Source organism: Dechloromonas sp. HYN0024 (genome assembly GCF_003441615.1).
In the GTDB taxonomy this organism is placed as follows: Bacteria; Pseudomonadota; Gammaproteobacteria; order Burkholderiales; family Rhodocyclaceae; genus Azonexus.
Genome location: NZ_CP031842.1, coordinates 2067929 through 2079408 on the forward strand (window position 1 = coordinate 2067929; position 11480 = coordinate 2079408).

An 11480-nucleotide genomic window follows, 5' to 3' on the forward strand; every position below is an offset into this window, starting at 1 on the left:
TGCGCCCGGAGTCGCTGCCGGGCGCATTTTAATTTCGGCTGGCACCGCCTACAATTCAATGTCATAGCACTGCATTGGATTCCCCATGTCGACTCGCTTGACTCGCTTACTTCGCCCCACCCTGCGCCGGCTGGCCCTCCTCTCGATAGTCGCCCTGGCCGAGGCTAGCTGGGCGTGCACCACGGCCGTCCTCGACCGCGAAAATGCCTTTCTGTTCGGCCGGACCTACGACGGGGCCTTTGCGCAGGCCAATGTCACGCTCAATGTCCGCGGCGTTGCCAAAACATCCTTCGCGGCAGCGACGAGCGGACAGCCTCTGAAATGGACCTCACGCTACGCCAGCCTGACCTTCAACCAGTATGGCCAGGATATGCCGATGGGCGGCATGAATGAAGCCGGGCTGGTGGTCGAGACGATGTGGCTGGACGAGACGCGCTACCCGGAAAGCAGTGAGTTGCCGCGCATCGACAACATCCAGTGGGTGCAATACATGCTGGATACGGCGGCCAACGTACCCGAATTGCTCGCCGCCACGGCCAATGTTGATGTCGTTTCAGGCGGGGCATCGAAAGTGCACTATCAGGTCTGCGACCGCAGCCGGGCTTGTGCCGTGATCGAGTTCCTTGACGGCAAGCTGACCGTTTATCAAGGCCCATCCCGGCCGATTCCGGTACTGACCAACTCACCCTACATGGATGCGCTGGCCTACCGGCATCGCGCCCGAAGCAACCCGCATGTGCGCGAAGCCGATAGCCAGAGCTCCCTCAATCGCTTCCTGACCGCCGAGAAAAGTCTGCGGGCCATGCCGGCAGCCACCAAGGAATCGCTCTTTGCCGGACTCGACATGGTCAGTTCCCGCCGCATCCTGATCGAGCCGGCGTCTGGCCTGAGCGGCTCGACCGTCTGGCAGATCGTCTACGATCCGCTACAAGGCGAAGTGAGCTGGCGAACGCCGGATTCAAACCAGCAGATACGCAGCGTCCGCTTCGCCGATTTCGAACTGAGTTGCCGCCGCGGCAAATCCAAGTTGCTCGACATCAAGACCGGTGCTGGCAATGTCGCCAGCAGCTTCGCCGACTACAGCGAAGCGGCCAACCGGGCGCAGGTCGAAGGGATTTCTCAGGACATGACGAGCAAGGGCTTCAACCATGTGAAGATTTCGCCCGAAGTCATTGACTTGCTGGTCCAGGCCCCCGGCCGCTTTCCTTGTGTCAGCGACTAGGTGACTCGGCTGAAAGCGCTGGCATCACGGCCTGCGGCACTGCCAGCAGGTCGGCCAGTGTATAGCCGTCAAGCACCAGAAACATGGCACTCAGTGCTTCGTTGAGAATGGCCGGCAGACAGCAGCCCCCCTGAATCCGGCAGGTCGACTGGCCAGAAAAACACTCTGCCAGGGCAAAATCGCTTTCGGATTGCCGAATCACATCGCCAACGACAATTTCCCTGGCTGGACGCGCCAACCGGATGCCGCCACCCTTGCCGCGCACGGTCTCGATGTGGCCGCTCAGTCCAAGCTGGTGCACAACTTTCATGAGGTGGCTTTTCGAGATGTCGTGCACAGCGGCAATCTCGGCGATGGTGACCAGCCGCTCGTCCTGCACGCCGAGATACATGAGGACGCGCAGGCTGTAATCGGAAAATGTACTGAGGCGCATGGTGGCTTATAAGATAGATTTTAAATATTGCTTATAGCGACATTGGTTGGTAGCATCAAGATTCATTTTATTTATATCTTATGCCAGCCTGGGCCGCAATCCGGTCGTCTGGTTGTACCCGGAATATATATGGCGACGCCGTCCGCGAAGAAAGTCATCCCGATCAAGTCCGTCGTTGATCCTGATGCCAAGGTTTATCCCCGTTCGATCAGCGGATTGTTCACGCGCTGGCGCTGGGTTTTCGTCTGGCTGACCCAGATCATTTTCTACGGCCTGTGCTGGCTGCCCTGGCACGGGCGGCAAGCTGTGCTGTTCGACATCGACACCCGCAAGTTCTATTTCTTTGACCTCGTGCTGTGGCCGCAGGACACCATTTATCTGGTCCTGCTGATGATTCTCGGTGCCTTCACCCTCTTCCTGTTCACCGCCGTCGCCGGGCGACTATGGTGCGGCTATACCTGCCCGCAGACGGTCTACACCGAAATTTTTCTATGGTTCGAGAAGGTCATCGAAGGCGAGCGGCCAAAACGCATCAAGCTCGACGCTGCCCCGTGGACGGCCCACAAGCTGGCGATCAAGAGCGCCAAGCATGCAACATGGATCATCTTTTCACTATGGACGGGGATCACCTTTGTCGGCTATTTCATGCCGATTCACGATCTGGTCAACGATCTGGTCACGCTCTCGCCCGGTGCCTGGTCGTCCTTCTGGGTGGTCTTCTACGCTTTCGCGACCTATGGCAATGCCGGCTTCCTGCGCGACCAGATGTGCCGCCAGATCTGCCCGTACGCCCGCTTCCAGTTTGTCATGTTCGACCCCGATACGCTGATCATCGCCTACGACACGGCGCGCGGCGATGCGCGTGGCCCCCGTGCCAAAGGGGCAGAGCCGAAGGCGCTGGGTCTTGGCGACTGTGTCGATTGCGGCATCTGCGTTCAGGTATGCCCGACCGGTATCGATATCCGCAACGGCCTGCAGAATGAATGTATCGGCTGCGCCGCCTGCATCGATGCCTGCGATCAGGTGATGGACAAGATGAATTACCCGCGCGGCCTGATCCGCTACTCGACCGAAAACGCCGTGACCATGCGTTATACAACGGGGGAAATCCTGCGTCGGGCAGCCCGGCCACGGGTCATCATCTATACGGCCATCCTCCTTGCACTAACCGCTGCCACGGCCTGGTCCCTGGCTACCCGCATCCCACTCAAGGTCAATATCCTGAAGGATCGCAACGTCCTGTCACGGGAGGCGGACGACGGTTCGATCGAAAATGCCTATCGCCTGCAGATCATGAATACCGGCGACCAGACGCGGAAGTTCCGGATCACCATTGCCGGCATTGACGGGGTGCGCCTGAGCAGCGCCGACGAAATCACCATTCCGGGCGGCGAGATCGGCAGCCAGACAGCAATTGTCAACGCCGAACAAGGTGCCACCCGAGCCGGGGCATGGCCGATCACTTTCCACGTCGAAGACGTCGCCGACCCGACGGTGGCCGTCACGGAGCAGTCGAAATTCTGGACGCCTTGAGCGTAGAATGAATCCCGACAGGTCATCGAGACCCTTCATGGGAGTACATCATGAACAATGAAAAGCTGAAAACGCTCATTACTTCGCCACTGCCGTTCTTTGGCGTCACCGAGCAGGGCGATGTGCTGGCCCGCTATGTCCCCTACGGTCCGGTGTTTCGCTGGCGCTGGAACCAGATGATCCCGATGCCGGTTCAGGGCAGCGACCTGGTCTGGTTACTGCACGCTGCCGACGAAGAAGGTCACTCGATTTCCGACACCGAACCGGCACCAAAATCCAAGGCAAAATAAGGGTGCTTAGCCCGCACTGTTTTTGCGCATCTGCTCGCCAAGCCACGCGCCGATAGCCCAGACCTCTTCCAGGCACACTGAATGCGGCATCGGATAGTCATGCCAGTCGATGGCATAGCCACGTTTGTTGAGCAAATTGCGGGCGGCCAGGCCGAGATTTGGCGAGACGACATCATCGGCCGTACCGTGCGCCGCAAAGATCGGGATTTCGCGGTTGGCCGCAGCTGTATCCTCCGTCAGCAAATCCGGAGACGGTATATAGGTCGACAGCGCAATCAGGCCAGCCAGTTTTTCCGGATGCGTCAGGGCCGTCGTATAGGCCACCGCGCCACCCTGCGAGAAGCCGGCGAGAAAGATGTGCGCGGCCGGGATACCCCGCTTTTTTTCCCGCTCGATCAGACGGCACACGGTATCACGCGAGGCGATGATGCCGCCCTCGTCGATGCGCCGACTGGTGCTCTCGAGCGAAATGATGTCGTACCAGGCGCGCATGACGTAGCCGCCGTTGCAGGTGACCGGCATGTACGGCGCATGCGGAAAGATGAAACGCACGGCCGGTTTGTCGGCCAGCCCGAGTTCGGGCACAACCGGCACGAAATCCGAGCCATCAGCGCCCAGGCCATGCAACCAGATCACGGCATATTCCGGACTGGCACCGGTTTCCACTTCCAGCGGGGGTAATTCGTTTTCCAAGCGAGTCTCCTTGCGGTATTCAGATGGTCGGATGAGCCGCGTGACGCGGCAGGCGCATATAGAACTCGGTCATATTTTCGCTCACCCGCAGGGCAATTTCGCCACGATGGGCCATAACAATCGACCGCGCAATAGCCAGACCGAGGCCGGTCCCTTCAGAACCGGCATCGAGCCGGACAAAACGGTCGAAAACCCGATGTTGTGCATCGTCCGGAATCGACTTACCCGTGTTGGCAATGGCGATTTCGGCCTGACCATCGATGGCCTCGATACGGACCGAAATCGCGCCCCCGGAGGGGGTGTGATGAATGGCATTGACCAGCACGTTGCCGATGGCGCGCTCGAGCATAAGGCGATCGCCACTGACCGTGAGGTCATCACCGACCAGTTGCAGCCTGACATTCTCGGCGAGCAAGCCGTAATACTCGATCAGCCGCTCGCACAGCGGCAGCAGTCCGAGCGCCTCGTTCTGCGGGACGAGCAGGCCGTGATCAGCCTTGGCCAAAAAAAGCATGTCGGCAATGATCCGCGCCAGCCGTTCATAGGCCTCGAGGTTGGAGGCCAGCAGGTCGCGGTATTCATCGACATGGCGTGCCTTGCTTAGCGACACCTCGGTCTGCATGCGCAAGCTGTGGATCGGCGTCCGCAACTCGTGTGCCAGATCGGCTGAAAAATCGGAGAGCCGTCGGAACGACTCTTCCAGACGTCCGAGCATGGCGTTGAAGGCATTGACCAGTTCGGCCAGTTCCTGCGGCACGCCTTGCTCCGGAATACGCTCGGCCAGTTGCCCTGCCGACATCCGGCCGGCGGCTCGGGCAATGTCACGTACCGGCCGCATGCCACGGCGAACCACCAGCGCACCGACTACCGCCGTGAGCAGCGCCGCGGCGAGGACGGCCAACCAGAAATCGTGCCGCAACTGGTCGAGAAACGCCGTGTGATGGTGAATATCACGGGCCACCACAACATGCATGGCGCCGCCCCAGGCCGTCTCCATGTCTGCCGCCAGCGCCCGGTACTCGGCCGCACCGAGGGCCAGACGCCGGGCTTTACTGCCCAGGCTGATACCGACCGCCGCCAGCGGCTCGGCAAGTTGAGCCGAGGGCCATTTGAAAACCGTCCCCTGAGGCCCATCGACCGAGACAATGACCCCATGCTGGCCGATCAGGGCATCACCGAGGCGGGCGGCAAAGGCCTCGGCCGATTTCTCCTGGCTACCGACATGACCGATCAGCGCCAGCTTGCCAAACAGGTCGACGGCATCGAGTTCGGCCATGTGATCATCAGCGGCCCGGCTGAAGTAAACCCCAAGGGCGGCAAACACTACCGTCGCCAGTAGCGCGAAGGCCAGCGACAGGCGCAGCGTGATCGAATGCCGCCAGTCCGCCATGATCAGCGGATTTCCATGACGTAGCCCATGCCGCGCAGGGTATGGATCAGCTTCGGTGAGAAATCGTCATCAATCTTGGCCCGCAGTCGACGTATCGCGACTTCGACGACATTGGTATCGGAATCGAAATTCATGTCCCAGACCTGGGATGCGATGAAACTGCGCGCCAGTACCTCGCCCTGCCGCCGCAAAAAAAGTTCGAGCAGAGCAAATTCCTTGGCCGTCAGGTCGATACGCTGACCGGCCCGGGTCGCCCGACGCTTCATGACATCGAGTTCAAGATCGGCCAGACCCAGACCTTCGGCTTCCCTGGTCCGCCCTCGACGCAGCAAGGTACGGACACGGGCGAGCAGTTCCGAGAAAGCGAATGGCTTGACCAGATAGTCGTCGGCCCCCAGCTCCAGCCCCTTGACCCGGTCCTCGACCTGATCGCGTGCCGTCAGGAACAGGACGGGCATCTCGCGCCCGGCGGCACGCAGGGCCTTGAGCACTTGCCAGCCATCCAGCCCCGGCAAATTGACGTCGAGAATGAGCAAATCGTAATCGCCGGATAGCCCCTCATGCATCCCATCAAACCCGTTGCGGACGAGGTCGGCAGAAAAACCGGCCTCACCGAGGCCCTGCTTGAGGTAGTCGCCGGTCTTGGTCTCGTCTTCGACAATGAGAATCTTCATGCCCGCATTTTGCCCGAGATGCTGGCTTCTTGTCTGGCATGCCGGGCAGCGACGGGAATGCTTACCGGTCAAACACCGGCACGGACGACACCGCAGGCAAGTTGCAGTTCGCTCAGGGCGGTGAGCGTGGCGTCTCGCGCCGCCAGCAATTCCGGAATCAGGGCACGTGCTGCCGTCATCTGTCCATCACGCCAGTGGGCGTCGATCCGCGATGCGATTTGATGCACCAGAAGATGCGGCGGGTCAATTCGGGCATAAGCCGGCAGGGCACCATAGCGGCGCTTGCCGTGTCCGTGGTACCACTGGCCAAACCGGCAGCGCTGCGCATCATCCAGACTGGCATGCGGGGCCGGTTGGCCCTCCTTGATCGCATAGACCAGCTGCGCCACCCAGTTGCGATGATCAACTTCAGCAATTAGCAACGGATAGTCGGCATCCTCCCAGGTCAATCGGCCAAACTGCGCCCAGAGCGGATCGCCACGCCAGTCCCTGACCCAATCGACCATCAACTCGGCCGGCATTGGCTTGGCGATGCCATAGCCCTGAGCCTGGTCACAATTGAGTTGCATCAGCAAGCGCCCGTGATCAACGGTTTCCACGCCTTCGGCAATAACCTGGCGCTGGAACGCATTGGCCAGTCCGATGACGCCTTGCACGATGACCAGATTGTTCCAGTCGCTGAGGATTTCGCGCACGAAGCTTTGATCGATCTTGATGGTCTCTGCCGGCAGGCGCTTGAGATAGGTGAGCGACGAATAGCCAGTCCCAAAATCGTCCAGCGCAAAGTGGACGCCCATGGCGCGACATTCGTCGATCACCCGTGCGCTCTTGACCACATCCTCAAGGGCGGCGGTTTCCAGCACCTCCAGTTCGAGCTGGTGGGCAACATCGGGATGCAGGAAAAGGGCGACCTTGAGCTTTTCGACAAAGGCGGGCGACTGCAACTGCTTACCGGCAACATTGACGCTCACCGGCAGGTTCAGGCCTTCGGCACGCCAGATTTCCATCTGCGTCAATGCCGTTTCAATGACCCAGTCGCCGACCAGCTTGATCAATTCATCATCTTCGATCAGCGGCAAAAATTCGGCCGGCGGCACAATGCCGCGCTCCGGATGGTTCCAGCGGATCAGGGCTTCGGCGCCGATCACCGTGCCCAGACGCATATTCACCTTGGGCTGGTAATAGAGCAGGAATTCTTGATCCTCAAGTGCCTGGCGGATGCGGTCCACGCGGTCGTAGCGGCTACGCGCAAAGCGATCCTGTTCGGCATCAAAAATGTGATGGCGGTTCTTGCCGGCCTGTTTTGCCTGATACATCGCCTGGTCGGCGTGACGCAGCAGGGTATCCGGGTCGGCGTCGTCACCGGGAAACAGGGTCACGCCAATGCTGGCCGAAAGGCTGACCGGCTCAGGCAAAAACGACATCGGCTGGGCGATCCGGTTGAGCAGGCGCAACATCGCTTCGTCACACTCCTGGGGATTGGTCAGCCCGAGCAGCAACAACACGAATTCGTCGCCGCCCAGGCGGGCCACCGTATCGCCGCCGCGCAGCGCGTCCTTGAGGCGATTGGCGATCTCGACCAGAACCTTGTCGCCGGCATCGTGCCCCCAGATATCATTGACCGGCTTGAAACCGTCAAGGTCCAGATAGCAGATGGCGATCATCGTCTGCGACCGTCGCGCCTGGGCAATGGCTTGCACCACCCGGTCTGCCAGTAGCGCCCGATTGGGCAACTCGGTCAGCAGATCGTAGTAGGCCATCTGCTTGAGTTGCCTTTCCTGATCCTTGATCCGGCGGATGTCGGCAAACACCGCCACATAGTTGGTCAACTGGCCGGCCTCATCATGCACGGCCGAAATTGACAGCAATTCGGGATAGACCTCACCGTATTTGTTGCGGTTCCAGATCTCGCCGCTCCAGCTTCCCGTCTCTTTGATACTGCGCCACATCGCCGCATAGAAATCCGGGTCGTGGCGACCCGATTTGAGGACGCGCGGATTGCGACCAATCACTTCACTGCGTTCAAAACCCGTAATCCGCGAAAAAGCCGGGTTGATATCGACGATGGCTCCTTGTGCATCGGTCAGCGTAATCCCGTCGTGGGCGCTGTTGAACGCCGTGGCGTGGAGTTTGAGTTTCTTCTCTGCAGCCAGTTGCGCTGAATAACGGTCACTTATTTCGCGATGGGCCACTTCGAGCGAACGACGGGCCCGGTCAAGCCCGAAAAACGCCAGGGCCAGGTAAGCAACAAGAAAAATATCCAGGGCATAAGTCGCCATCCGGTAGCGACCTGCATCCGCCAGAGCGCGGGCATGACCTGCCCCATAGTCGCGGTTGAGCTTGTCGACCTGTTCGTTGCTGTGCAGGGCGAAGATACCCTGCATCAGTTGATCAAGCGTCGACAGGCGCTGGGTGATGACATCGCCGTGGCGCAGCAAGTTGTGGACTTTGGAGCGTGCCGCCGCCTCGAAGGAAACCGCCGCAACGCGTGCCCGCGCCTCGGCAATGCGCTGGCGGGCAGGCTCGCTGGGGGCGCGCGCATAGACCAGCACAACCCGCACATACTGATCGACAAGACGGTGATGCGCCGGCAGACGGGCATCGTCGCCATCGAGAAAAGCCCCCGCCGCCACCGGGAAAAACGCCATCGAGTTGCGCAAAACCGCATTATTTCGCTTGAAACCGTCGATCAATTCGGCTTTCTGCTGGTAAATCGCCTGCACATTCTGGGCGGCACTTAATACCGTGGCTTTGTCGTCTACCGACAGGTAGCTCGGGGTAGCCAGGGTCATCCCACTGGTGACCACGGCTCGCTGTACGAAATCGGTCAGGGCATCATAGTTGCGGGTCAGTTCGAGCCGGTTGGCGAGCAGTTCGCCATCGATTTCGGCATCAAGTTCGCGCAGGTCACGGAGATTTTGCGTGTAGGAAAAATGCTGGGCCGTCGACACGCTTTCGGAGCGCAGATAGAGCCAGGTCTGAACGGCGAGCAGCAAGGCCAGCACGACGCTACCGCCCACCCGCCAGTGGCTCGGCAGAAACTTCACTTGGTCATTGGTCGAGGTCATTGGAGGCGTTGCCCCTCCCACTCGCCGGTCAGCGTTCGCAGAAACGCGACAATTGCCTGGACATCAATCTCCGACAATTCCCGGCCAAGCTGATAGCGCCCCATGATCACCACAGCTTTTTCAAGGGTATCGGCCGAGCCATCATGAAAATAGGGGGCTGTCACGGCGACATTGCGCAGACTGGGCACCTTGAAAACATGGCGATCTTCCTCGCGGCCGGTGACATTGAAGCGCCCCAGATCGGCCGGAATCAGCCTGGCCACGGGACGATCCCTGAAATAGTCGCCCATCACGCCGAAGCGTTGATACATGTTGCCGCCGATCAGGACACCCTGATGGCAACTGGCGCAGCCATACTCGAGAAAATGGCGATAACCATCCAGTTCACGCGGGCTGAGAGCCGATTTTTCACCACGGAGAAAACGGTCAAATGGACTGTTCGGCGTCAGCAGGGTGCGCTCATAAGTGGCAATGGCGTCGACGATCGACTGACCGCTCATGCCTTCCGGGTAGAGTTGCTGAAACGCCCTCCGGTAGTCGCTATCGAGTTTCAGCTTGGGGATGACTTCGGCCCAACTTGAGGCCATTTCAAGCGGGTTGTGCACCGGCCCGGCCGCCTGTTCTTCGAGGGTGGATGCCCGACCATCCCAGAACTGGACAAAATTCAGGGCGGCATTGAAGACAGTTGGTGTATTGACACTGCCGCGTGCGCCAGCAATGCCAATCGCAGCAGGCAGGCGGTCGCTGCCACCTCGGGCAAGATCATGGCAACCGGCACATGCCAGGCTATTGTCGTGAGACAGACGCTGATCAAAAAAAAGCCGCTTGCCCAAGGCCACTTTTTCTTCAGGCAACGCCGGAACCGGCGGCAGCGGCAATAGGGCATCACCGCCATGCAATTGCGTGGCGTGGGGGCTGGCCAGTAGCGCGTCGGCGGCTGGTGGTTTGACATTGCCAAACCACAAGACCAAGACCAGCATGGCAAACAAAACCGCCAAAAATGCCAGTATCAACTTTTTCATCGGGTAATTATAGAGCAAAGTTCAGAATCGGCATTTTCTGTCGATCCAGCTCCAGACGACACCCTCTCGCGGCATTCCCGTGCCTGATGCAGGCCTATCGGTCCCGCTGTCGAGCACGGCGATACACCGCCTTCCAGCGACGCACGGCATGAAACAACAGTCCGCGCCGAACACCTTTCAGGCGCCGGCGAAGGTCCGTCAGCATGTCTCTCGTTCGCTGGTAAGCGGGATGCCGGTGCAAGGTGTCGAAGATGTAACTCCTGAATCGCATGACGGCCCCGAAGGCACGGCAAAACCAGGGAATCTCGAGCAATTGTTGCCGGGTCAGCGAGAAAATGCGCGCCACCAGCGCCGTTCCGACCACCTTGGCGGCAAGGAAGGTGGCAATACCAAGAAACGCCGCGCCTTGGCTAATGAAATAAAGGCCAAGAAGCTTGAAGGGGAGCAGCACCGCACCCGGAATGACAAAACAGGCTAGCGCCAGGTAGCGCGGGGTTCGTGCAATCCACCCTTCGAGAAGGCGCAAGACTGGCCACTGGCCTATCTTTGCCATTAGGCGTTCGAGCGGCTCCCAGAGCCATTCCCAGAACCACAAAACGAGGGCAGCGAGAATGATGAATGGGGGTGTTAGCAGGCGTTTCAGTTTTGATTCCATGCCATGTCTTTGGATTTTTGCAGGGCGACTATAGCGGAACACCTGCCTGCCACCGTGATGATCACGGTGACTGGATGTAACCGGGCATGACCGGAAGATTACAGACTTGTAATCCCCCGGTCAGCCACCTGTCGACTGCTAGCCCGCAGAATCACGACATCAAGCTACCAAGGAACCAGCCGTGCGCCTGCTAATCGCCCTCATGATCTCCCTCAGTTTCCCTGCTTTCGCCCAGCACGAGGCCCACACCGGCCATGTGACCGCCACCAGGGGCGTACCGCTGACCGAAGGCACGGTCAAAAAAATCGACGGCACCGCCGGTGAAATCGTCATCCAGCACGGCCAGCTCGACAGCATCGGCATGCCCCCGATGACCATGGCCTTCGGTGTCGCCGACAAGAGCTGGCTGACCAAGCTGAAAGCCGGTGACAAGATCCGCTTCGCGGCAGAAATCAAGGGCGGCAACGCCATCGTCAGCCGTTACGAAATGGCGAAATGAG

The 11480-nt window shown here is 59.8% G+C and carries 11 protein-coding genes; 4 read left to right on the plus strand and 7 right to left on the minus strand.

From position 1 onward, the window contains the following. The first annotated feature begins 85 nt into the window (after positions 1–85). On the plus strand, positions 86–1222 hold the full coding sequence (locus HYN24_RS09950; RefSeq protein WP_117609104.1) for a linear amide C-N hydrolase: 1137 nt from the start codon (positions 86–88) through the stop codon (positions 1220–1222). On the opposite strand, the gene HYN24_RS09955 is transcribed toward HYN24_RS09950, so the two are convergent. Then, positions 1212–1655: an Rrf2 family transcriptional regulator gene (locus HYN24_RS09955; RefSeq protein ID WP_117609105.1), complete on the minus strand. Its 444-nt coding sequence runs from the start codon at positions 1653–1655 to the stop codon at positions 1212–1214. The genes HYN24_RS09950 and HYN24_RS09955 overlap by 11 nt on opposite strands. A gap of 129 nt (positions 1656–1784) precedes the next feature. Between HYN24_RS09955 and ccoG the strand changes: the two genes are divergently transcribed. Further along, positions 1785–3188 (plus strand): cytochrome c oxidase accessory protein CcoG, encoded by a 1404-nt coding sequence (ccoG, locus tag HYN24_RS09960; RefSeq protein ID WP_117609106.1) that lies wholly within the window; start codon positions 1785–1787, stop codon positions 3186–3188. Positions 3189–3238: 50 nt separating this feature from the next. Next, on the plus strand, positions 3239–3478 hold the full coding sequence (locus tag HYN24_RS09965; protein WP_117609107.1) for a hypothetical protein: 240 nt from the start codon (positions 3239–3241) through the stop codon (positions 3476–3478). Positions 3479–3484: 6 nt separating this feature from the next. On the opposite strand, the gene HYN24_RS09970 is transcribed toward HYN24_RS09965, so the two are convergent. From HYN24_RS09970 to HYN24_RS09995, 6 genes are all read right to left on the minus strand, one after another. Next, entirely contained in the window at positions 3485–4171 is a 687-nt protein-coding gene (locus tag HYN24_RS09970) for an alpha/beta hydrolase (protein WP_117609108.1), read from the minus strand. A 19-nt stretch (positions 4172–4190) separates the two neighbouring features. Further along, on the minus strand, positions 4191–5561 hold the full coding sequence (locus tag HYN24_RS09975; protein ID WP_117609109.1) for a heavy metal sensor histidine kinase: 1371 nt from the start codon (positions 5559–5561) through the stop codon (positions 4191–4193). A 2-nt stretch (positions 5562–5563) separates the two neighbouring features. Further along, positions 5564–6235 (minus strand): heavy metal response regulator transcription factor, encoded by a 672-nt coding sequence (locus HYN24_RS09980; protein ID WP_117609110.1) that lies wholly within the window; start codon positions 6233–6235, stop codon positions 5564–5566. A gap of 68 nt (positions 6236–6303) precedes the next feature. Continuing rightward, a complete protein-coding gene (locus HYN24_RS09985; RefSeq protein ID WP_117609111.1) occupies positions 6304–9303 on the minus strand; it encodes an EAL domain-containing protein in 3000 nt (999 codons plus the stop codon). Further along, positions 9300–10325: a cytochrome-c peroxidase gene (locus HYN24_RS09990; protein WP_205421371.1), complete on the minus strand. Its 1026-nt coding sequence runs from the start codon at positions 10323–10325 to the stop codon at positions 9300–9302. Before HYN24_RS09990 ends, HYN24_RS09985 begins: the two co-directional genes overlap by 4 nt. A 94-nt stretch (positions 10326–10419) precedes the next feature. After that, positions 10420–10980, minus strand: a complete 561-nt coding sequence (locus HYN24_RS09995) for a hypothetical protein (RefSeq protein ID WP_117609112.1) — start codon at positions 10978–10980, stop codon at positions 10420–10422. 181 nt (positions 10981–11161) lie between these two features. Between HYN24_RS09995 and HYN24_RS10000 the strand changes: the two genes are divergently transcribed. Continuing rightward, positions 11162–11479 carry a copper-binding protein gene (locus HYN24_RS10000; protein ID WP_240327652.1) on the plus strand — a complete coding sequence of 106 codons (318 nt, stop codon included), beginning with the start codon at positions 11162–11164 and terminating at the stop codon, positions 11477–11479. Position 11480: the final 1 nt, after the last annotated feature.

Excerpts from the sequence above, each read along its gene's own strand:
- HYN24_RS09965 (WP_117609107.1), top strand. The coding sequence starts at position 3,239 with ATGAACAATGAAAAGCTGAAAACGCTCATTACTTCGCCACTGCCGTTC.
- HYN24_RS09995 (WP_117609112.1), bottom strand. The coding sequence starts at position 10,980 with ATGGAATCAAAACTGAAACGCCTGCTAACACCCCCATTCATCATTCTC.
- HYN24_RS09990 (WP_205421371.1), bottom strand. The coding sequence starts at position 10,325 with ATGAAAAAGTTGATACTGGCATTTTTGGCGGTTTTGTTTGCCATGCTG.
- HYN24_RS09950 (WP_117609104.1), top strand. The coding sequence starts at position 86 with ATGTCGACTCGCTTGACTCGCTTACTTCGCCCCACCCTGCGCCGGCTG.
- HYN24_RS09955 (WP_117609105.1), bottom strand. The coding sequence starts at position 1,655 with ATGCGCCTCAGTACATTTTCCGATTACAGCCTGCGCGTCCTCATGTAT.
- HYN24_RS09980 (WP_117609110.1), bottom strand. The coding sequence starts at position 6,235 with ATGAAGATTCTCATTGTCGAAGACGAGACCAAGACCGGCGACTACCTC.
- HYN24_RS09975 (WP_117609109.1), bottom strand. The coding sequence starts at position 5,561 with ATGGCGGACTGGCGGCATTCGATCACGCTGCGCCTGTCGCTGGCCTTC.
- HYN24_RS09985 (WP_117609111.1), bottom strand. The coding sequence starts at position 9,303 with ATGACCTCGACCAATGACCAAGTGAAGTTTCTGCCGAGCCACTGGCGG.
- ccoG (WP_117609106.1), top strand. The coding sequence starts at position 1,785 with ATGGCGACGCCGTCCGCGAAGAAAGTCATCCCGATCAAGTCCGTCGTT.